This is a genomic window from Bradyrhizobium sp. CCBAU 45321 (assembly GCF_028128975.1).
GTDB lineage: Bacteria > Pseudomonadota > Alphaproteobacteria > Rhizobiales > Xanthobacteraceae > Bradyrhizobium > Bradyrhizobium yuanmingense.
Map to the genome: position 1 here is coordinate 342,153 of NZ_LFKZ01000128.1, position 20,896 is coordinate 363,048.

The 20,896-nt window shown below is 65.2% G+C and carries 23 protein-coding genes; 10 read left to right on the forward strand and 13 right to left on the reverse strand.

Features of this window, described 5'->3' with window-relative positions:
• Positions 1-48 precede the first annotated feature (48 nt).
• The 3 genes from ACM43_RS29060 to ACM43_RS29070 all read left to right on the forward strand — a co-directional run bounded on the left by ACM43_RS29060 (position 49) and on the right by ACM43_RS29070 (position 2,736).
• Positions 49-642 carry a cysteine hydrolase family protein gene (locus ACM43_RS29060; protein WP_271544809.1) on the forward strand — a complete coding sequence of 198 codons (594 nt, stop codon included), beginning with the start codon at positions 49-51 and terminating at the stop codon, positions 640-642.
• A 13-nt stretch (positions 643-655) separates the two neighbouring features.
• Positions 656-1,294 (forward strand): glutathione binding-like protein, encoded by a 639-nt coding sequence (locus ACM43_RS29065; RefSeq protein ID WP_271544811.1) that lies wholly within the window; start codon positions 656-658, stop codon positions 1,292-1,294.
• A gap of 104 nt (positions 1,295-1,398) precedes the next feature.
• Positions 1,399-2,736: a caspase family protein gene (locus ACM43_RS29070; RefSeq protein ID WP_271544813.1), complete on the forward strand. Its 1,338-nt coding sequence runs from the start codon at positions 1,399-1,401 to the stop codon at positions 2,734-2,736.
• 34 nt (positions 2,737-2,770) lie between these two features.
• Here ACM43_RS29070 and ACM43_RS29075 read toward each other — a convergent pair whose 3' ends face one another.
• Positions 2,771-3,850, reverse strand: a complete 1,080-nt coding sequence (locus tag ACM43_RS29075) for a tlde1 domain-containing protein (protein WP_225139793.1) — start codon at positions 3,848-3,850, stop codon at positions 2,771-2,773.
• 661 nt (positions 3,851-4,511) lie between these two features.
• Here ACM43_RS29075 and ACM43_RS29080 point away from each other — a divergent pair.
• Together ACM43_RS29080 and ACM43_RS29085 are read left to right on the forward strand one after the other, a co-directional pair.
• A complete protein-coding gene (locus ACM43_RS29080; protein ID WP_271544817.1) occupies positions 4,512-5,036 on the forward strand; it encodes a FecR domain-containing protein in 525 nt (174 codons plus the stop codon).
• A 56-nt stretch (positions 5,037-5,092) separates the two neighbouring features.
• Positions 5,093-6,982: a CHASE2 domain-containing protein gene (locus tag ACM43_RS29085; RefSeq protein ID WP_271544819.1), complete on the forward strand. Its 1,890-nt coding sequence runs from the start codon at positions 5,093-5,095 to the stop codon at positions 6,980-6,982.
• A 254-nt stretch (positions 6,983-7,236) separates the two neighbouring features.
• Here ACM43_RS29085 and ACM43_RS29090 read toward each other — a convergent pair whose 3' ends face one another.
• The 4 genes from ACM43_RS29090 to ACM43_RS29105 form a co-directional block, all read right to left on the reverse strand.
• Positions 7,237-8,739: a glycosyltransferase family 39 protein gene (locus ACM43_RS29090; RefSeq protein WP_271544821.1), complete on the reverse strand. Its 1,503-nt coding sequence runs from the start codon at positions 8,737-8,739 to the stop codon at positions 7,237-7,239.
• Between the two features lie 6 nt (positions 8,740-8,745).
• A complete protein-coding gene (locus tag ACM43_RS29095; protein ID WP_157280692.1) occupies positions 8,746-9,873 on the reverse strand; it encodes a glycosyltransferase family 2 protein in 1,128 nt (375 codons plus the stop codon).
• Positions 9,874-10,115: 242 nt separating this feature from the next.
• Positions 10,116-10,319 (reverse strand): hypothetical protein, encoded by a 204-nt coding sequence (locus ACM43_RS29100; RefSeq protein ID WP_036043631.1) that lies wholly within the window; start codon positions 10,317-10,319, stop codon positions 10,116-10,118.
• 142 nt (positions 10,320-10,461) lie between these two features.
• Positions 10,462-10,842 (reverse strand): hypothetical protein, encoded by a 381-nt coding sequence (locus ACM43_RS29105; RefSeq protein ID WP_271544824.1) that lies wholly within the window; start codon positions 10,840-10,842, stop codon positions 10,462-10,464.
• Positions 10,843-10,940: 98 nt separating this feature from the next.
• Here ACM43_RS29105 and ACM43_RS29110 point away from each other — a divergent pair, with 98 nt between their 5' ends.
• Positions 10,941-11,777 carry a DUF72 domain-containing protein gene (locus tag ACM43_RS29110; RefSeq protein ID WP_271544826.1) on the forward strand — a complete coding sequence of 279 codons (837 nt, stop codon included), beginning with the start codon at positions 10,941-10,943 and terminating at the stop codon, positions 11,775-11,777.
• 164 nt (positions 11,778-11,941) lie between these two features.
• On the forward strand, positions 11,942-12,403 hold the full coding sequence (locus ACM43_RS29115) for a DUF488 domain-containing protein (protein WP_271544828.1): 462 nt from the start codon (positions 11,942-11,944) through the stop codon (positions 12,401-12,403).
• Positions 12,404-12,462: 59 nt separating this feature from the next.
• Here ACM43_RS29115 and ACM43_RS29120 read toward each other — a convergent pair whose 3' ends face one another.
• The 6 genes from ACM43_RS29120 to ACM43_RS29145 form a co-directional block, all read right to left on the reverse strand.
• On the reverse strand, positions 12,463-13,377 hold the full coding sequence (locus ACM43_RS29120; protein ID WP_271544830.1) for a PhzF family phenazine biosynthesis protein: 915 nt from the start codon (positions 13,375-13,377) through the stop codon (positions 12,463-12,465).
• A gap of 153 nt (positions 13,378-13,530) precedes the next feature.
• Positions 13,531-14,838, reverse strand: a complete 1,308-nt coding sequence (locus ACM43_RS29125) for an adenylate/guanylate cyclase domain-containing protein (protein ID WP_271544832.1) — start codon at positions 14,836-14,838, stop codon at positions 13,531-13,533.
• Between the two features lie 37 nt (positions 14,839-14,875).
• Positions 14,876-16,039 (reverse strand): ABC transporter permease, encoded by a 1,164-nt coding sequence (locus ACM43_RS29130; protein WP_271544834.1) that lies wholly within the window; start codon positions 16,037-16,039, stop codon positions 14,876-14,878.
• The gene (locus tag ACM43_RS29135) at positions 16,036-16,968 is read right to left on the reverse strand and encodes an ABC transporter ATP-binding protein (protein ID WP_157280700.1); all 933 of its coding nucleotides are present in this window, start codon (positions 16,966-16,968) and stop codon (positions 16,036-16,038) included. Before ACM43_RS29135 ends, ACM43_RS29130 begins: the two co-directional genes overlap by 4 nt.
• Positions 16,965-17,768: an HlyD family secretion protein gene (locus tag ACM43_RS29140; RefSeq protein ID WP_157280701.1), complete on the reverse strand. Its 804-nt coding sequence runs from the start codon at positions 17,766-17,768 to the stop codon at positions 16,965-16,967. The genes ACM43_RS29135 and ACM43_RS29140 overlap by 4 nt, the downstream gene beginning before the upstream one ends.
• Complete coding sequence (locus tag ACM43_RS29145; protein WP_271544837.1) at positions 17,765-18,457, reverse strand: TetR/AcrR family transcriptional regulator; 693 nt, start codon at positions 18,455-18,457, stop codon at positions 17,765-17,767. The genes ACM43_RS29140 and ACM43_RS29145 overlap by 4 nt, the downstream gene beginning before the upstream one ends.
• 108 nt (positions 18,458-18,565) lie before the next feature.
• Between ACM43_RS29145 and ACM43_RS29150 the strand changes: the two genes are divergently transcribed.
• From ACM43_RS29150 to ACM43_RS29160, 3 genes are read left to right on the forward strand one after another with little or no spacing between them, the layout of a single operon-like run.
• Positions 18,566-18,901: an ArsR/SmtB family transcription factor gene (locus ACM43_RS29150; RefSeq protein ID WP_157280703.1), complete on the forward strand. Its 336-nt coding sequence runs from the start codon at positions 18,566-18,568 to the stop codon at positions 18,899-18,901.
• On the forward strand, positions 18,898-19,359 hold the full coding sequence (locus tag ACM43_RS29155) for an SRPBCC family protein (protein WP_271544839.1): 462 nt from the start codon (positions 18,898-18,900) through the stop codon (positions 19,357-19,359). Before ACM43_RS29150 ends, ACM43_RS29155 begins: the two co-directional genes overlap by 4 nt.
• 15 nt (positions 19,360-19,374) lie before the next feature.
• Entirely contained in the window at positions 19,375-19,788 is a 414-nt protein-coding gene (locus tag ACM43_RS29160) for a GFA family protein (protein WP_157280704.1), read from the forward strand.
• A 120-nt stretch (positions 19,789-19,908) separates the two neighbouring features.
• Here the strand turns inward: ACM43_RS29160 and ACM43_RS29165 are convergent, their stop codons facing one another.
• The gene (locus ACM43_RS29165) at positions 19,909-20,319 is read right to left on the reverse strand and encodes a DUF2000 family protein (protein ID WP_198399601.1); all 411 of its coding nucleotides are present in this window, start codon (positions 20,317-20,319) and stop codon (positions 19,909-19,911) included.
• Positions 20,320-20,473: 154 nt separating this feature from the next.
• Positions 20,474-20,863 (reverse strand): DUF4189 domain-containing protein, encoded by a 390-nt coding sequence (locus tag ACM43_RS29170; RefSeq protein ID WP_271544842.1) that lies wholly within the window; start codon positions 20,861-20,863, stop codon positions 20,474-20,476.
• Positions 20,864-20,896: the final 33 nt, after the last annotated feature.

Genomic DNA, 20,896 nt, shown 5'->3' on the forward strand with positions numbered 1-20,896 from the left:
ACTGCTGCGCTAATGTCGACGCATCCGAATTCACGAGGGCCTGACGGCATGACCGCTCCAAAGACGCTGCTCGAACTCGCCGGCGCCGATCTCGATACGCCCAAGCTCAACGAGACATGCCTTGTTCTGATCGACATCCAGAACGAATATTGCGCCGGCCCGCTCGCCCTGCCCGATGCGCAAGCGGCGATCGCCGCGGCTGCGCGCCTGCTCGCGCGCGCACGGGAGAGCAAAGCTGCGATCTTCCACGTCGCGCACAAGGGCCGCGCCGGCGGCCTGTTCGACCGCGAGGCGGCGCGCGGCGCGATCGTCGAGCGCCTGACGCCGCTCGCGACCGAGCCCGTGATCGAGAAGGCGCTGCCGAATGCCTTCGCCGGCACCGACCTACAGGCTCGGCTGGCCGCCACGGCGCGCAAGAACATCGTACTCGCGGGGTTCATGACGCATATGTGCGTGTCTTCGACCGCGCGCGCCGCGCTCGATCTCGGCCTGCGCACGACGATCGCGGCCGACGCCTGCGCCACGCGCGATCTTCCCGACGGGCGCGGCGGCACGCTGCCGGCGAGAATTGTTCACGAGGTCGCTCTGGCCGAATTGTCGGATCGCTTCGCGATCATCGCGCAGAGCGACGCACTGACCTGAGGAGACCGTCCCGATGCTGCAGCTCTATTTCTTTCCGATGGCCTGCTCGCTCTCGAGCCGCATCGCGCTGCTGGAGGCCGGGATCGAGGCGCAGTATCACCTCGCCCATATCTGGACCAAGCGGCTCGTGGACGATGGCGGCGATTTCCTCCGCGTGTCACCGAAGGGCGCGGTGCCGGTCCTGGTGCTGGAGAACGGCGAGCGGCTGACGGAAAGCGCAGCGGTGCTGCAATACATCGCCGATGTGAAGCCGGAGGCACGCCTTGCGCCGCGGCCCGGCGACTTCGATCGTTATCGCCTGCAGGAATGGCTGAGCTTCGTCAGCGCCGAGATCCACAAGGCGTTCCTGTTTCCGACCTTCTGGTACAAGGACGACGGCTCGCTGGCCAAGCCGCGCGCGAGGATCATGCAGACCTTGTCGGTGCCGGCAGCGCATCTGGCGGGCCGCGAATTCCTCGTCGGCGACGGCTTCACCGTGGCCGATGCCCATCTCACCTGGACCTTGCTGCTGCTCCGTCCGGCAGGGATCGACATCGCGCAATGGCCATCGCTCGCGGCCTATCTCGAACGCATGCAGGCCCGCCCCGCGGTCCGGCGCGCGATCGCGACCGAGATGGCGCTGCGCAAGACCGTTGCGGCGAGCGCGGCGTGACGGGATGCGGTGCGATCTGCGCCGCAGGCAAGGCAGAGCATTGATGTCGGCGCGGCATGCGCTAATCTCAGGGATATTTTTCGATATTTCCTGGGACGGCATTCATGCGTGCTTCTTCCGGAATGTGCCTGGCACGGACTTGCGTCGCTCTCCTCGCCTGCTGGCTGGGCCTTGCTCCGGCATCGGCGGACACGCGGGTCGCGCTGGTCATCGGCAACGGCGCCTACGTCTCGACCGCGAAGCTTTCCAACCCCCTGCATGATGCCGAGGACGTCGCTGCCTCGCTGAGGCGCAGCGGCTTCGAGGTGCTCCAGGGCATCGATTTGCGCCAGGCCGACATGCAGGACCTGACCATCCGCTTTGCGCGAGCGGCGAGCCGAGCAGATGTTGCCATGTTCTACTACAGCGGCCATGCGATGCAGTACAACGGCGTGAATTACCTCATGCCCGTCGATGCCGTGCTCACGGATGAGGCGGATCTCAAACGCTTCGTGCGGGTCGACGATATCGTGAACGATCTGCAGCAGGCCAAGAACCTGCGCATCCTGGTGCTGGATTCCTGCCGCGACAATCCGCTGGCGGAAACTCTCAAGCGTTCCGCCGGCACGACGCGCGCCGCCTCGATCGGACGGGGGCTGTCGAAAGTCGATGCTCCTCGCGGCACGATCGTGTCGTTCTCGACGCAATCAGGTCAGGTGGCCGCCGATGGCACCGGCCGCAACAGTCCCTATACCACCGCGTTCCTCAAGCACATCGAGCAGCCCCAGGAGATCGGCGATGTCTTCCGCGACATCAGCAGCGACGTCTACGAGAGCAGCGGCAAGACCCAGCTCCCGGAGCTTTCGCTGTCGATCATCGGGAGGTTCTACCTGAACGGACCGGTATCGGTCACGGTTGCGGCTCCGCAAGGTGCATCTCGGCCTGATCCTTGCGCATCCGCGGAAGTACATTGGAGGGCCGCCGATGGAATCGGCACCGTCGGCGCCTTTGAGGATCACCTCGCACGTTTTCCGAATTGCACCTTCGCCAATCTGGCCAGGGCGCGGATCGAAAGCCTGAAACAAAAGGTGGCACTTGCGCCGACGAGCGGCGAGAACAAGACGTTCGATGGCAAGTGGGACGTCACCGTGAACTGCGCCAGCTCGGGCAAGGCATTGGGCTATACCCGCGCGCTGTCGGCCACGGTCGCGAACGGCGTATTTCATGCAGAGGACCGGGACCCGCGTACGAACAGTACGCTCGAAATCGACGGTCAGATATCGGCTGATGGGAAGAGCACGCTCAGTGCACGCGGCCTCACCGGTCCGAGCGCCTACACCATCAACAACGTCGCCCCCGGCTCATCCTACGCATACACGATCGACGCGCAATTCGAGCGCAGTCGTGGCAGCGGCAAACGCAACGAACAGCGTCCGTGCAGCTTCACCTTCGTCAAGCGATAGCTGGCTGTGCCCGCACCGGCGGCCACGCTACGCCTCACTCCACCCGCGCCAGCACCGCGAGCTTGCGGATGCCCTTGTTGCGGTAGGCGTCGAGGAACGCGTAGTAATCCTTGAACGACACGCAGCCGTTGGAATCGCCGCCCGGCCCGAGCATGAAGGTGTGGGCGAGCAGGCCGTCACGGCCGTAGATCGCGCTCTCGCCGCCGATCGGGGTGAGGCGCAGCGCCGGCACGCCGTGGAACAGCGCCTCGCGCGGCTTCAGCGTATAGATGTGCGGCGGCGTCACGCCGCGCATGCGCAGGCGGCGGGAGTCCGGATCGTCGCGGTTGGCGCCAAGGCCGGAATGCGCCTCGAGCCTGGTGCCGTCGGGCAGATACACCATCTTGGCCGTGATGTCGTAGACCGCGGTGTCCCGCTCATAAGGCGGAGCGCCGCCGAACATCGGGTTCTGCTCCTTCGGGGCGATGGACGCGGTGATGCTGGCATCGGCCGAGGCGTAGGCGAGCAGCCCGCCGGACGCTTCGCGCTTGCCCCACAGCTTTTCCACCATTGCCTGGCGCGGAGCGGTGATCGACATCACCGCGGCCTTGGCGCGATCGGCAAAGGATTTTTGCTTGGCTTCGGGCGCCGGCACGATCTCGGCCGGGTCGGCCGAGGCGAGTTGCAGCTGGGCAGCCGGCGCGCGCTTGGTCTTGTCCGCGGCGTTGTCGGCGCCCTTGGCTGCCGGCTTCAGCGCCTCCGCGACCTTCGCGATCACGCCCTGCTTCGGGGCGTCTTTGGCCACCGCAACGACCTGCGCCGGGGGTGCGGCGCTTGTGGCATTCGACGGCACGCCCTGCGTTGCGGCCGCCGCAAAGCGCTCGTTGAACATTTCGCGCGAGATCGGAGCTGCGACCTGGAGGCGGTCGGGCAGCAGCGCGAAGGTTTCCTTGATGGCCTCGCCGGCCTCGCGCAGCACCACCCTGGGCGCGCGCTTGATCACCGGCTCGTCGTAGCCGACGCTGCCGACCGAGGGATAGACGCTCGCGCCGAAGATGTTGCTGTGGATAGTCCAGCCGGCGCCCATCACGGCACAGCCGATCGCCGCGGCGCCAAGCCAATTGGTCGTGGTCATTTTCCGGGAAGATTTCCGCGAATTGGTCTTCGAGAAATTCTTGGACTTCCGTGCCGCGTTACTCTGCGCAGCGATACTCGTACTCATTCGCCTTGCGTCCAGGACGGTGTCACTCAGTCCCCCTTCGAAGTGCCGCTGGTCACGATCCGGGAACAGCATCTCGCAGAGGGTCGGAGCGTCATTAAGGCGACTTTTAGTTAAATGCGGATTAAGTTCGGGCGGATCTGCGGCAGCTCGTTAATGCTGTCCCGTTTTGAGAAAAAAGCCCGCAGAACTACGGACTTAGTCGGGTCTGTTAACTATAATTCTCGGCCGGTTCAGCACGCTCTGCGGACGTCTGCGGCCACATCCATGACGCACTTGAGAACGTCATTTTCGTGGTCCTCAACTGCCCCTGAACGTAACGTGCCAGCGTTGCGCGAGGCTGGTGGACGATGCGTCGGATTGGCCTCGTCGGCCGCGCGGGAATGGTGCATGCTTATGGCGCCGGGCGACCTCACGCGGCACGGCGCCGTGATTGAAAGTTGATCGTCGCGGTTCTGGACATCGCCGCCGCGAGAAAATAGCTCCCACTTCGGCACTTTTCAGCAGCCTCTGCGCGTGATACGGTACCGTATCATCCTGCCCTGAGCTGTGCCGAGCACGCAAAACGGAGGCTGGCATGAGAGGGATCGCGCGCGCAGGGTTTTTCGCCCTGGCGGGGTCGTTTCTGTTGATCGGATCTGCGACTGCGCAGCCTGCGGCGAATGCGGGCTGCACGGCATCGCCGTCGGCTGCCGGGACGCAGACCTGGCGCTGCGACAACGGCATCACCATCGTTGCGGAAAACGGCGCCAGATTTGAACTTAAGGACGCCAACCGCGACGGACATATAGACTCCGTGGAGTTGAGCAGCAAAGCGCTGCTGATCGAGGTGCCCAAGAAGCCGCGCGGCAATCCCTTCAAGGTGCTGACGCCGCAAGCGATTGCCGCGGTGCGCGGCACGAAATGGGCGGTCGATGTCGCTGACGCCAAGACTTCCGTGTTCGTCGCAGACGGCCGGGTTGGCGTGAGCCGCAGGGCTCGTGGACGCGCCGTCGTGCTCGGCCCCGGAGAAGGCGTCGATGTCGAGCCAACCGGTCCGTTGACCGTCAAGACCTGGGGCCAGCCGCGCGTTGACGCGCTCATGGCCAGACTCGGGCAATGAGCCCGGGCCGGCAAAGCCGGGCCCATGAGATTTGGATCATACGATTGCAAGACCGCATGCGCAGCCGACGCGTTCAGATCCTGGTGGCACTCGTCCTCACCGCACTGTGGGGCGCGGGCATCTATGCCATGCACGCCGACGGCCATCTGCGCTTCCTGGACCGCCTCGAAGCCACGTTGACGGATTGGCGGACGCAGGCGCGCGGCGTGCGGCGTCCGCCGGATTTCGTCACCATCGTTGCGATCGACGACACCGTCGTGAAGCGCGGCGGCACCTATCCACTGCCGCGCGCCGATCTTGCCCGCGTCGTCGACACCATCGTGCAGTTCAAGCCGAAGGTCGTAGCGATCGACCTGCTGCTGGTCGACCGCAGCGCCGCGATCGGCGATGCGACGCTGGCCAACACATTGGCCACCGGTCCCATGGTGCTCGCCGCCGCCGCGATCTTCCCCTCCGCCAGCGAAACAGTGGCACCCAGCCGAGAAGGTCCCCTCGCCGTGCTGCCGGAGGCCGAGCGTTTCCTGCAGCCATTGCCCGCATTCGCCGAGCACGCCGAGGTCGGCATCGTCAATGTCGCGACCGGGCAATCAGGCTCGCCGCTCTCGGTGCCGATGCTGTTCCGGACCCGCGACAAGGTCGAGCTGTCGTTTCCGTTGCGCGTCGCGGCCCGCGCGCTCGACGAGCCGCTGACCGTCGCGCCAGGCCATCTCATGCTCGGGGATCGCGTGGTGCCGACCGACAGCAATCTGGCATTGCCGATCACTTATTACGGCCCGCGCCGCACCATCCGCACCGTCAGCGCACAGAGCATCTTCGACGGCACGCTCGATCGCGCGGCCATCGAGAACCGTATCGTCGTGATCGGCGCCTCCGTCGCCGGCGGCGGCGACTTCTATCCGACGCCGTTCGATTCCCTGATGCCCGGCGTCGAGGTGGTCTCGACCGCAATCACGCATCTCGTCGCCGGCGATGCCATCCTGCGTGACCACCGGGTCCGCATTGCCGACGCGCTCACGGCGATCCTGCTGCCGGTGCTGCTGGTCGGCCTGCTCGCCTGGCGGCGCATCGCGCTCGGCACCATGGCGGCGGCCGCGGTGATGATCGCCTGGGCCGGGCTCAACCTGTTCGCGTTCACGCACGGCGTCTGGCTGAACGCCGCGACCACGCTCGCCGCCGCCGTGCCGCCGGTTGCGGTCTTTGCCGGCGTGCAGCTGTGGGCCGGAGGCCGCCGCACGCAATATTTCGCCGCTAAGAGCAGGTCGCTTGCGCAATTCCAGGCTCCGGCGCTGCGGGATTGGCTCTCGCGAGATCCGAACTTCCTGTCGAAGCCGGTGCGGCAGGATGCAGCCGTGGTGTTCGTCGATCTCTCCGGTTTCACCGGTTTGAGCGAGCGGATCGATCCGGACGAGCTCACGGATATTCTGAAGGCGTTTCATGCGCTGGTCGACCGGATCGCGATCGATTGCGGCGGCATGATCACGGGCTTTCTCGGGGACGGCGCCATGATCCTGTTCGGGCTACCGCGCGCGATGCCCGACGATTCGGCGCGCGCGCTGAAATGCGCGGTCGATCTGCATCGCGGCCTCGCACGCTGGATCGCCTCGCTGCCGCCGGCGATCGCAGGTCAACTCGGCTACAAGATCGGCGCACATTGCGGCCCGATCGTCGCCTCGCGACTCGGCGAAAGCCATCAGCACATCACGGCGACAGGCGACACCGTCAACGTCGCAAGCCGGCTGATGGAGATTGCCGCCCAGAACGATGCGCGCCTCGCGCTGAGCGACACGCTGCTGGATGCGGCCGACTTCCAGGGCGCGCCCGACGGTGTTCTGTCCGGCCCCTTGCTCGCCCAGGTCCGCGGCCGTTCCGGCGTCGTAACCGTCTGGTTCTGGCGCGATCGCGACGGGCCGGGACAGGATGCTGACAAGGCCGAGATGATCGACTAAAGCGCGATGAAGTGATGCTCGATCGTAGCAAAGACGGAGGTGCGCTCCCTCTCCCGCTTGCGGGAGAGGGTTGGGGAGAGGGTGTTTCCGCAATGGGACAATCCCCTAGAGGAGAAAACCCTCACCCGCGCCGGAGCCTGTCATCGGGCGCGCCTACGGCGCGACCCGGTGGGCGCGACCTCTCCCGCAAGCGGGAGAGGTTGCACCGAGCGCGCGGCAATTGATTCGACCTCAAGCCATTCCGCTCTAAGGCGCTACCGCGCTTCCGGTGGCGGCGAGCGGTCCAGCACTTCGCCTCTGGCGCCTTCCAGCAGGTCGATGCCGTAGGTCTCGACCACGAGCGGCCCGCGCTTGCGCTGCAGTTGCGCCACCTGCGTCACCTTTGCAAAGAGAGCATTGAGGGCGGGATGACCGTCGGCGCGCAGCTCGTCGACATAGAGCAGCTTGCCCGCGAGCAGCTTGGGATCCGGCTCAGCCATGTTGACCCAGCGGATACGCTGGCTTTGCTGCACGACGCAGGTGCCGCGCGGCAGATAGAAGGCGAGCCAGCTCGTGGTGCCGTAATCCTGTGCAAGCACGCAGCTCGCACCCACGCGCACGCGCACCGCTTCGATCTCCGAGGCGAGCTCGCGCCAGCCGACACCGACGCTGCGGACCGTGGCGTCACGGCGGTAGCCCGAAAGCCAGCCAGTGTTGGCCTGCACGATCAAGGCTGCAAACATCACGATGCCCACAGGCGCGGCCCAGCGCAAGCAGAAGTCGACGAGGCGCCGTTGGCGCGGCTTCCATTGCGCAAGATTGGCAGCGGCGGCCGCGGCAATGACGAACGGCGGATACACCGGCGCGAACCAGTTGGCCTCGACCCGGGCATGCAGCGAATGCCAGACGAAATAGGCGACGATGGTCCAGAACATCGTCTCGATCAGCACGCGCGAGGCGAGCGCGCCGGCGCGCTGCCAGGTCAGCGCGTGCAGGCCCATCGCACCGAGGATGAAGACCAGCGGCGTTGCGAACGCGATCTGGGTCGGGATCAGTTCGGCGATGAAGACGGGGCGGAAGTCCTCGATCTTGGCACGCCCGAGCTGCTTTGCGAACGAGACCCATTGATGGTCGGCATTCCAGAGGATCACCGGCGAGAACAGTGCCAGCGCCACGAGGCCGCCGAGATAGGGCCAGGGCGAGAGGAACCAGCGCCGCAGCTTCGGCACGCAAGCGAGCCAGATCAGGATCGCGGCGCCAAAGAACATCGCGGTGTATTTCGACAATAGCGCCGCGCCGACTGCGGCGCCGACCGCGAGCCACCAGGCGCCCCGTCCCGTCTCCAGCACCTTGGCGAGGAAGAACAGCACGAAGCTCGAGGCGACCAGCAGCGGCGCATCGGGCGTGACGATCAGCGTGCCGACGGAGGCCAGCAGTGTCACGTTGAGGAGGATGGCGCTGGTCGCGGCCACGCGTGTGCCGCCGAACAGGATCGCGGCCGAGCGATAGACCGCATAGCTCATCGGCAGCGCCAACAGGATCGAGACGAGGCGGACGCCGAGCTCGGTATCGCCCGCGATCATGGTGCCGGCGCGGATCACATAGGCGACCATGGGCGGGTGGTCGTAATAGCCCCCGGCGAGGCTCTTCGACCACATCCAGTAATAGGCTTCGTCGAACGTGATCGGCGTGAAGGCGGCTGCGACGAGCCGCAATCCCACCAGCGCGACAATCAGCAGCGCGGTGTTGCGGACGATCCGCGCATCGGCCCCGCCCATCACGCGCTATTTCTTGCGCCAGACGAACAGTCCGGACATCGCGTAGTTCCACACCACGCCCATCAACGCGCCGGCCAGGCCGGCCAGCCACCAGATCGGCTCCTGGTCGTAGACCGAGAAGGCGACGCCGACATTGGCGAGCAGGCCGACGCTGCACACGATGTAGAAGGCGATCAGGCCGCGCAGCAGCGCAAAGCCCTTCAGCCGCTGGTCGCGATAGGTGAGGAAATTGTTGAGGATGAAATTGCTGGTCATGGCGACGATGGCGCCGGCGGCCTGCGCCTCCGGGAACGGCGCGTTGAACAGGCGAAGCGCGATGAACAGCGTGGTCAGGTGCACAACGAGGCCGATGCCGCCGACCATCGCAAACAGGATGAAGCGCAGCGAGACGACGTCGTTGGTCAGCTTGGCGAAGACGAGACCGAGGAAGTCGAGCGCGACCATGGAATCGAGCTTGCTCTCGCCGTGCTGGCGGGCGCCGAAGGTGTAGGGAATCTCGACCGCCCGCAAGCTGCCATGCGCGGTCGCGACGATGTCGAGCAGGATCTTGAAGCCGTGCACGGAGAGTTTTGGCGCGAGCTGCTCGAAGCGGTCGCGGCGGATCATGAAGAAGCCGCTCATGGGGTCGGCAATCTCGACCCGCAGCATCTTCTTGGCGACCTCGGTCGCGAGCGCGCTGGCGCCGGCGCGCTGCCTGTTGAAGCCTTCGCTCTTGTAGCCCTCGATGTAGCGGCTGCCGACGACGAGGTCGGCCTGATCGCTCGCGAGCAAGAGCAGCATCTTGGGCAGCTGCGTCTCGTCGTGCTGGAGGTCGGCATCGATCACGGCCACATAGGGCGCGCTGGAGGCAAGGATGCCCTCGATGCAGGCGCCCGACAGGCCGCGGCGGCCGATGCGGCGGACGCAGCGCACGCGGCTGTCGCGCTGCGCCAGCTCGCGCACGACATCCCAGGTGCCGTCGGGCGAATTGTCGTCGACGAACACGACCTCCCAGGCGACGTTGGCGAACGTCGCCTCGAGGCGCCGGTACAGCACGGTGACGTTGTCGCGCTCGTTGAAGGTCGGGACGATGACCGACAGTTCCGGCCCCTCTTGAGCCCAGTTGTCGATGCCCGGTCTGATCGCTTCGTTCATGACGGCAGCGTATATCCGCCGCATCCTGCGCTGCCAAGCCGAGGTTCTGGGGAATGGCCGAAAAGAGGCCTAAAATGCCAACGACCCCGGAACGGCGGGCTGCGCGTACATCCGGCGCAAGCCTTAAGCTATTCCAAGGTCGTTCCAGCGACGGAGGTCTTTACGCTCAACGCCGCCGTTAGAAGCTAGATGGGGATGGCAAAGGCGTTCCGCAAGGGGGTTGGAAGCCCGATTCTCATGTCCTATTGGTTGGGCACTTCCCGGATGACCGGCCCGCGCGGCGCGGGCGCGACCGGGGCTGCGGGCGCCGCCGCAGGAGCCGGCTCGGCCTTCGCCGGCTTGGGCGGCTTGCCGTACTGGCCGATCGGCCCGAACACGACGGCAACCGCAAGGACGACCGCCGCGACGATCGCCCCCAGAATGCCACCCACCGACTCAGACGACATGCAAGTTCCTGCTCCAGACGGGCTCACTGATACCATGGATGAGCGCGCGACTGGAAGGCCCAGGGCGAATAGCGAATGGCGAGTGGCGAATGAGCATGGCCTGCCTTGTCGCCCTATTCGCTATTCGCCATTCGCCACTCCCCTACTTCTGGGGCGGCCGGTGCTTGACGAAGGCCATCACGATGTCCTTCTGCGCCGCCTCCACCGCTCTATTCGCGGTGGCGAGATGGGCGCCGGCATCGATATCAGGATATTGCGTGGTGAGATAATCGAGCAGCGTGACCCGGTAATATTGCCGCTCCGACGGACAGGCGCCCGCAACCGAGCGGCCGAAATCCTGCTCCGACAGGCCCTGATTGGACTCGCGCGAATATTCCCGCGCGAGGCAATGCCAGTAGCCGTCGCGGCCCTGCTGGGCGAGTTTCTGCGCGCCCTTCGTGTCGTCGTCATCCGCCACGGCAGAACTTGTCATGGCAGCAGATGTCATCATGACGAGCGCGACCCCCACCAGCAGCATCCGCATCTTGTTCTCCTTCTTCGCGGGCCCGTCGCGAGCTTAGACCGGACCGGCCAACTGGCCAATCACATCTGGTTTGATTAGGATGAGATCCCTCCCCGTCGATGCGAGATACTCCCGTGGCCAAAGCAAAAACTGCGTCCAAAAAATCCGGCAACATCTTCATCGGAATCGGCGGCTGGACCTTCGAGCCCTGGCGCGGCGTGTTCTATCCGGAGAAGCTCGCGCAGGCGAAGGAGCTGTCCTATGCCGCCTCGAAGCTGACCTCGATCGAAATCAACGGCACCTATTACGGCTCGCAGAAGCCGGAGAGCTTTCGCAAATGGGCGAGCGAGGTGCCTGACGGTTTCGTGTTCTCGGTGAAAGGACCGCGCTTTGCGACCAACCGCCGCGTGCTCGCGGAGGCCGGCGATTCCATCAAGCGGTTCTACGATTCCGGCGTGCTGGAACTCGGCGATCATCTCGGGCCGGTGCTGTGGCAGTTTGCGCCGACGAAGAAGTTCGATGCTGCCGATTTCGGCAAGTTCCTGGAGCTGTTGCCGCGCAAGCTCGAGGGACGCGCGCTGCGCCATGTCGTGGAAGTGCGCCATGACAGCTTCTGCACGCCGGACTTCGTGTCGCTGATCCGCGAGTTCGAGACGCCCGTGGTTTTCGCCGAGCACGGCAAATATCCCGCCATCGCAGATGTCGCCGGCGATTTCGTCTATGCGCGGCTGCAGAAGGGCAATGACGAGATCAAGACCTGCTATCCGCCGAAGCAGCTCGACGCCTGGGCCGAGCGTTTCCAGGACTGGGCTTCGGGCGGTGAACCCGACGATCTCCCGAAGGTTGACAAGGCCAAGCCGAAGAAGGAGCCGCGCGACGTGTTCGCCTATGTCATCCACGAGGGCAAGGTGCGCGCACCGCACGGCGCCATGGAACTGATCGCACGGGTGAGTTGAGGTGACTATCGTCCCTTCCGCTTGCAGTCCGGAACACCAAAGCCTCCACGCGTCATGGCCGGGCTTGTCCCGGCCATCCACGATCTGCTGCACGGCACGAAGAACGTGGATGCCCGGGACAAGCCCGGGCATGACGAGCTCTCATGCGGTGGCCTGAGGTACCCATGGCAAAGGCGAAGAAGCTGTTCACCATCGGCTATGAGCAGACGCCGCCGAAGGCCGTGCTCGACGAGCTGGAACAGGCCGGCGTCAAGCTCGTGGTCGACGTGCGCGCGGTGACCTCGTCGCGCCGGCCAGGCTTTTCCAAGAAGCAGCTTTCGGCGGCCCTCGACGAGCGCGGCATCGGCTATGTCCATCTCGCCGCGCTCGGCACGCCGAAGGAAGGCCGGCTCGCCGCCCGCAGCGGTCAATACGACGTGCTGGAGAAGATATTCTCAAAGCACCTGAAGACGCCGCAGGCGAAAGAAGAGATGGACGAGCTTTCTGCGCTGGTGAAAAAGGCCGGCCCGGTGTGCCTGCTGTGCTACGAGCGCGACCACACCCACTGCCACCGCCAGATGATCGCGGAGATCATCGAGGAGCGCGATGGCGTTGCGGTGAAGAATTTGGCGGGGCGGCAGGTGTAGTTGTCGCCGTCATTCCGGTTCGCGACTTCGTCGCGCCCTGGAATGACGGATAGATTGACCTACCCCTCCCCCGCCAGCCGGAACGTCCCCTCCATCATCTGCACGCAAGCGCCGCCGACGTGGGCGGAGACGATCTTGCCGTCCTGCTTGCGCACGCGGGTCGAGAGGATGCTTGGACGACCCATGTCAAAACCCTGGCCGACGGTCAGCTTCAGCTCGCCGTCGCGCGTGGGATCGAGATCGGCGAACAGCGCGGCGGCGGCAACCGTGGCGCTGCCGGTGGCGGGATCCTCGACGAGGCCGCTGGCACCGCGCATGAACATGCGCGCCTGTCGCTCGCAAGGCGCCTCCGCCGCCGGCACATCGCGCGTATAGAACCACACCGCGCGGGCACCATCGCGCGGCAAGACCTTGCCAAAGGCCGCAGCATCGGGCCGGGCCCGCTTCAGCGCCTCACGCGAATGCAGCTCCATCACCAGAAACGCGTTTCCGACGGTGACAATCTGCGGCTCGTGATTGTCGGCCCTGATGTCGTCGGCAACGAGCGAGATGCAGCTCGCGGCTTCCGCTGTTGACAGCGTTGAGAGCCGCTGCAGCGGCTGCGGCGCGGTGAGCTCGGTTCTGATCACCCTGCCCTGCTCTCGCACGATCTCGACCGGGACCAACCCGGCCTTTTCCTCGAACAGCAGGCGTGGCTTCGGCTCCTTCGCCATCGAGGCCAGCACGAAGGCGGTGCCGACATTGGGATGGCCTGCAAAGGCGATCTCCTGCACCGGCGTGAAGATGCGCACCTCGGCGTCGTTGGCCCTGTCGCGCGGCGGCAGCACGAAAGTGGTCTCGGAATAATTGAACTCGGTGGCGACCGCCTGCATCTGCGTGGTCGTGAGCCCGCCGGCATCGAGCACCACGGCGAGCTGGTTGCCGCCGAAGGCGCGGTCGGTGAACACGTCGACGGTGATGTAGCGGCGCTGCATCGTCACTTCCCCATGCAAGTCGCGGCCGCGCGCCGGCCGCATCGCGCAGCACTCTACAAGCCCAAAACATCGCCCGTCATGCCCCAAAATTCGGAGCAATCGGAGCAATCGGTTGGAAGAAAGAGAACTGCGCGCACCGATGTGTGATGCACATTACCCCAGCTGAAACACCGGTACTTTCCGCTCGTAGCCGCGCACCTCGACCTCGCCGAGCGCGACGGCATCGCTCCCGTCATCGCCCAGCGCCTCGCGCACGGATGCGGAGATCAGGAGCTGCGAGCCGAAATCCTTGTTCAGCGCCTCGAGTCGCGAGGCGAAGTTCACGGTATCGCCGATGACCGTGTATTCCTTGCGCCGGGGCGAGCCGATATTGCCGGCGACGACCTCGCCGAAATGGATGCCAATGCCGATCCGCAGCGGCCAGCTGCTCTCTGCGTTGATGCGGTCCATTGCCCGGAGCATCTCGCGGCCGGCGGCGACCGCGCGGTGCGCGGCGTCGGATGCTTCCAGCGGCGCGCCGAACAGCGCGAGGAAACCGTCACCGAGAAACTTGTTCACGATGCCGCCCTGGCGGTCGAGAATGTCGACCAGGACGGCGAAGGCGCCGTCGAGCCGGTCGACCACCTCCTGCGGACTGCGCGACTGCGCGCCGGCCGTGAAGCCGCGGAAATCGACGAACATCACCGCGACGCGGCGGACGTCGCCGCTTGCGCCCGTTCCCGCCGTCATCAGCCGCTCCACCACCTGCGGCGAGACGTGCTGGCCGAACAGATTGGTGACCCGGTCGCGCGCGGTGGCGGCCGCGATGCTCGCGGCGAACTGGCGGCGGAGCTGAGCGCCGACGGCGCCAGCGAGTACGCCGCAGATCAGGATGACGATGCTGCGCACGGCGTGGAGATAGACCAAGGGCTCATCCGTCTCGCCGGTCGAGTTGTAATATAGTGCGACTGCCAGGAGCCCGGCCGCGGCGACGAAACCAGTGAATGCAGAGAGCCAGAAGTCGAGCCGCAGCGTCGAGAGGATCACGAAGATGAAATACATCAGCGGCACGGCGAAGCCGAGCGCCTGGGGCGCGCCCATGGTCCGGATTTGCAGAATGAGAATCAGCGTCGGCAGCGACGTCTCGATCAGCGTGCCGATATAGCGCCTGATCACCGGCAGGTCGCGATCGAGGCGGAGGTTCTTCCTGATCTGGGTGTGGACCCAGGCCTCGAACAGGATGAAGCCGGCCAGAAGGCCGTAGACCTCCATGATCCCCTCCGTTCCGCGCCAGACCCGGTTCACCACTGCGGGATCGATCAGGTAAATGGCCGTCAGTAAAAACATCATGCAGCAGCCGGTCGCGATCAGCGCTCGCACCCGCAGCAGCTCGGTGCGCAGCACCTCCCGCGTCAGCTCGCGCTCGAAGTCCTCCGACAAGACGGCATGCTGCCGCGCTTTCCTGCTCGCAAACTTGGCCATTCCACCCCTCGATTCCGGGATTCCGGGGTATTGTGCCTCAATCCAGCGTACGGCGGAAGCGCGTCACGGCGACGGTCATGGCGAGCAGCATCAGGGCCGCCAGCGCCAGCGTATCGAAGCGCAAATTCTCCATGGTCGCGCCCTTCAGCATGATGGCGCGGACGATCCGCAAATAATGGGTCAGCGGCAGGCACTCGCCGAGATATTGCGCCCAGGCCGGCATGCCTGCGAACGGGAACATGAAGCCGGAGAGCAGAATGCTCGGCAGGAAGAACATCATCGACATCTGCATGGCCTGGAGCTGGTTCTGAACCAGCGTCGAGATGGTGTAGCCGACCGCCAGATTGGTGGTGATGAACAGCGTCGACAGCAGCGCCAGCAGGACAAGATTGCCGAGCACGGGCACGCCGAACAGGCCGACACCGATGCCGATGATCAGGAAGGCCTGGACGAAGCCGACCAGCACGTAGGGCACGATCTTGCCGAACATCACCTCGACCGGCTTGATCGGCATCGACAACAGGCTCTCCATGGTGCCGCGTTCGACCTCGCGCGTGACCGAGAGCGCGGTGAAGATCAGCATGGTCATGGTGAGGATGGTGCCGACGAGGCCTGGCACGATATTGAGGCTGGAATTCGCGGCCGGATTGTAGCGGGCGTGGGCGCGGATCTCGAACGGCATCTCCGGGGGCTCGCCGATATAGAGATCGTGCGCAAGCGCGGTCTGCACGATCATGCCGAGCGAGCCGAGCGCAGCGCTTGCGGCGACCGGATCGGTGGCGTCGGCCGCGACCAGCAGCGCCGGCCTGTCGCCGCGCCGCACCGCCCGCTCGAAGCCGCGCGGGATCTCGACCCCGAACAGCACCTTGCCGGACTTCAGGAGATTGTCGAAATCGTCGACGTCGTGAACTTCGTAGAGGAAGCGGAAATATTTGGTGTTCTCCAGCGCCTTCAGCACCGAGCGGGCGAGATCGGAATCCTCCTGGAGCAGCACCGCGCTCGGCAGATGACGCGGCGTGGTGTTGATGGCATAGCCGAACAGCATCAGCTGCATCACCGGCAGCATCACGATCATCGCGAACGAGACGCGGTCGCGCCTCAGCTGGATGAACTCCTTGATCAGCATCGCGTAGGAACGCCGCAGGAAGCCGAAGCGCTCGCGGATGTCGCGCCGTGGTTCGGGATGGTCGACCGCGCTCATTGGAAATTGTCCTTGGAGCGTCCCATCAGCTCGATGAACACGTCTTCGAGCGAGGGCGAGGACTTCTGCCAGTGCTGGCCGCTCTTCTCGCGCCAGGGCGCAATGCTGGCTTCGAGCGCCGGGACGTCGCGGCCGGAAACATGCAGCGAAGTGCCGAACGGCGCCACCATGTCGATGCCGGGCTTGCCCGTGAGCGCGGCGCCAAGCTCGTTCAGGTCGTCGCCCGTGACGGTATAGGTCGTGAGCGCGGATTTCGCGATCACCTCCTCCACCGTGCCGTGCGCCAGCAGATAGCCGTAGGCGATGTAGGCGATCTCGTGGCAGCGCTCGGCCTCGTCCATGTAATGGGTCGAGACCAGCACCGTGAGGCCTTCGGCGGCCAGCGCATGGATCTCGTTCCAGAAATCGCGCCGCGCCTTGGGATCGACGCCGGCGGTCGGCTCGTCCAGAAGCAACAATTGTGGATTGGGCAGCGTGCAAGCCCCCAGCGCCAGCCGCTGCTTCCAGCCGCCCGACAGCTCGCCGGCGAGCTGCTCCTCGCGCCCCGACAGCCCGAGCCGCTTGATCATGTCGCGCGCGGCACCGCGCGCGTCAGCGAGGCCATAGAGCCGCGCCACGAATTCGAGGTTCTCGCGCACCGAGAGATCCTGGTACAGGCTGAACCGTTGCGTCATGTAGCCGACCTGGCGCTTGATCTTCTCGGCATCGCGGCGGATGTCATAGCCGAGGCAGGTGCCCTCGCCGCTATCGGGCGTGAGCAGGCCGCAGAGGATGCGGATCGTCGTGGTCTTGCCCGAGCCGTTGGGACCGAGGAAGCCGTAGATCGAGCCGCGCTTCACCTGCATCGACAGATCGTGCACGACCTCGCGGCCGCCGAATGACTTGGTCAGGCCCTTGACGTCGATTGCGATGCCGTTGCCGTTGCTCATCGCTTGTCCGCCACCGGTGTCTTGGTCTCAGGAGTTTTGGGATTGAGGTGGATGTCGATCGGCTGTCCGACGCGCAAGGCATCGGGCCGCGAGGGTCGCGCCTGGATCAGATAAACCAGCTTGTTGCGCTCTTCGAGGCTGTAGATGACGGGCGGCGTGTATTCGGCCGAGGTCGCGATGAAGTAGATCTTCGCGGTGAGGTCGGCGGCGCAATTGTCACAGGAGACACGCACCGTGTCGCCGATCGCGAGCTTCGGCAACTCGGTCTCCGGCACGAAGAAGCGCAGCTTCATGTTGCCGGGCGGCATGATCGAGAGCACCGGCCGCTGCGCCGCCACCATCTCGCCTTCGCGGAAATAGATCTGCTGGATGGTGCCGGCGACCGGCGCAAAGCCCTTGCGCCGTGCCATCCGCGTCTCCGAGGTCGCCACCCGCGCCTCCGCGACGCGCAAGGCGGACACGGCGGAATCGAGATTGGCCTGCGTGCCCGAACCGGTCTTGTTCAGCGAGGCCGCACGGTCATAGGTCTGCTGCGCGTTCGCAAGCGTCGCCTTCTGCTGGTTGAGGTCGGCAAGCTGGAGATCGTCGTCGACGGAATAGAGGTGATCGCCGACCTTGACCTCGTCGCCTTCGCGGACGTTGAGCTTGGTGACGCGCCCGGCTTCGTCCGGACTGACGAAGATCATGTCGGCCTCGACCCACCCCTGGAAGCCGGGATCGCGCTTCTCCTTGCACCCGGCAAGCCCGGTGGCCAGCACCGCGAACAATACCACAACAGAAATTGCTTGCGACGACCTCATGTCGTCCTCCGTTCGCCAAAAATCAAATCGAGATGAACGCGCAGCATCTCCTGCGCGTCGAGCGGCGCATGCCGCGCAAACAGGCTCTGCCAGATCACGGCGATCATCGCGGGCGCGACCAGGATCTGTGGATAGCGCGCGAGGTCCTTCTGCCGGATCTCGCCGCGGGCGATGCCGAGCTCGATCAGCGCGCGCATGGCAGTGATCCCGCGCGAGACCACCTCGCGGTAGTAGAAGTCGGCGACGGACGGAAAGCGCGGCCCCTCCGCCACGATCAGACGCACCAGATCGCCCCGCCTCGTGCCGATCACCTCCTTCAGGAAGTTGCCGGCGAACGTCTCGATGAGGTCGCGCACCGAGCCTGCCGGCGGCGGCAGCGTGGTCAGCCGCGCGACCACGGGAACGATGACGATGCGCACCAGCTCCTCGAACATCGATTCCTTGTCCTTGAAATGCAGGTAGATCGTGCCCTTGGCGACGCCGGCGCGCTTGGCGATGTCGTCGAGCCTGGTGGCGGCAAAGCCGCGGGCGATGAACTCCTCCATCGCTGCCTCGACGATCGCCGCACGCCGCTCCGCCGCGCGCGAGGCGCGGTTCGAGGCAGGCGCTGCATCGGGGCCAGTAGCCGCAGGGCCGTTCGCGAGGGTGGGAGCCGCAGAGGGTGCGGCGGTGGTCGGCTTCTTCGTCATTCGATATATATGACTGACTAGTCAGTCATAGTCAAGAGCGCGCAGGAGCGGCGATCGTCCAGACGAATTAGTGTTGACTAATACATTAGTTCCCGCTAATTAGATCTCATGATCGAAGCCACCCCAAACCCCGTCACCACCGTGATGCGCGCCCTCGCCGATCCGACCCGCCGCGCCGTGTTCGAGCGTGTGTTCGAGAGCAAAGAGATCAGCGTCGCCGAGCTGACGCGCGGCAGCGGCGTCACGCAAGGAGCCGTCTCGCAACACCTGAAATCGTTGAAGCAAGCGGGCCTCGTCGCCGAGCGCGCCGAGGGCCGCAACGTCTATTACCGCGCCGCGCCGCAGGGGCTGGAGCCGCTGGTCACCTGGATGGACCATTACGGCGTCTTCTGGCGCGACCGTTTCCAGAACCTGCGTGACCTCTTGAAGGAGATCGACCCGTGAGTGCTGCCGCCTTGAAAGCCGACACAAGAGACATCGTCATCGACGAGGTCTTCCCTCACACAGCCGAGACGATCTGGAAGGCGCTGACCAGCGCACAGCTGATCGGGCGCTGGCTGATGCAGCCGACCGGCTTCGAAGCCGTCGAAGGCAAGGCCTTCACCTTCCAGACCACGCCGGGCGGCAACTGGGACGGCGTGATCCATTGCCGGGTTCTCGAGGTCGTGGCGCATCGCCGCCTCGTCTACGCCTGGAAGGGCGGCGACGAGCGCAACACCGGCTATGGCGCCCCGCTCGACACCGTCGTGACCTGGTCCCTCACCCCAGTCGAAGCCGGCACGCGGATCCGCCTCGTCCATGCGGGCTTCGTCCTGCCCAGGAACGAGTCGGCCTACACGGTGATGAGCGGCGGCTGGAAGCAGGTCGTTCGCAAGCTCGACGAGATCAGCGGCGAAGATTGAGCGGGAGAGATCGCGATGGAGAAGCCCTATACCGGCGGCTGCGCCTGTGGCGCGATCCGCTATTCGATCGAAGGGGAGCCCCTCTTCAGCAATCACTGCCAATGCCGCGACTGCCAGCGGGAAAGCGGCAGCGGCCATGGCTCGTACGCGACCTTCGCGCGCGCCGGTGTGACGCTGACGGGCGATGCCAAGCACTGGGACATGGTCGCCGACAACGGCAAGGTGAAGACGCGCAGCTTCTGTCCGCAGTGCGGCGTCGCCGTCTACATGACCTTCGCGGCACAGCCCGACGTGTTCACGATCCGCGCTGCGAGCCTCGACGAGCCCGCCCGCTACAGGCCGCAGGCGGTGACCTTCGCCGCGCGCGCCCATGAGTGGGATCCTCTCGATCCTGGCCTGGTGAAGTTCGACGGCATGCCGCCGGGGTGAGCGCACCCTCCGTCATTGCGAGGAGCGAAGCGACGAAGCAATCCAGAAAACCTGCGCCGAACAATTCTGGATTGCTTCGCTTCGCTCGCAATGACGGATGTGGAGGCTATCGAGCGGCAACTAACTATGGAACTTCAACCCGTCGACGATCTTGTCGATCACCTTCCGCTCGGCGCGCATCGCAATGCCAACGAGATTGAGGTCGCCACGCGCAACCGCCCTCACCGCCTCCCGATTGGCAGCATCGTGCGTGGTCTTGAACATGTCCTCGGTGTAGACCGCCGCCTTGACGTTGCGGGTGAGCGCGCGGTCCAGCGCGCGCGACAATGCAGGACCGTCGGCGCCGTAGATCAGGATCGGCTGCCCGATCAGCGCATGATACTTCGTGCCTGAGGCGTCCTCATAGGCTTCGCCGATGCATTCCGGAAAGGCCGCGGCGATGCCGCTGGTGAGGAAGGAGGCTACGTTCAGCTTCTGCCAGGCTTGAAGATCGGTACGGATCACGACCGCGATCTTGGTGTCGAATTGCATGTAATTCCTCAAGTTGTCATTCCGGGGCGCGCCACTTGGCGCGAACTATGGTGCGCAATTGCGCACCTGAGAATCCATTCGTCCACCCGCTCTGCGGCACGATGGATTCCGGGTTCGATGCTACGCATCGCCCCGGAATGACAGCAAGAGAAAATCAGCCTTTCGCGTCGCAGGCCCAGGCGCGGATCACGCATTCCTTGCCGCCGTATTTGTAGCATTCACGCGTGGCGGCGTTGAGCGAGGCGGAAATCTTCGGCTTGACGGCATAGCCATAGGCGCCGCAGGGATTGGTCATATCGACCGACATCGCGGCACAGGCGCGCTTCATCGTCACGGTGGTGCAATCGCCCTTGCATTGCTTCTGCGCGGCGGCGCGGGCCTCGTGCTCGTGGCCATAATCATAGGCCTGGCCATAGGCGCCGCACTTGCCGACCGCAAAGGCGCCGGCGGCATGGGCTTCCGTAATGTGCCGAGCGCCGGCAACGCAAATGGACAACGCAAAGAAAAACATCGCGCAACGGCGCGCGACGATGTTCGAAGCCATGGAAAACCCCTCCCCCCAAGGCAGGTGGAGGCA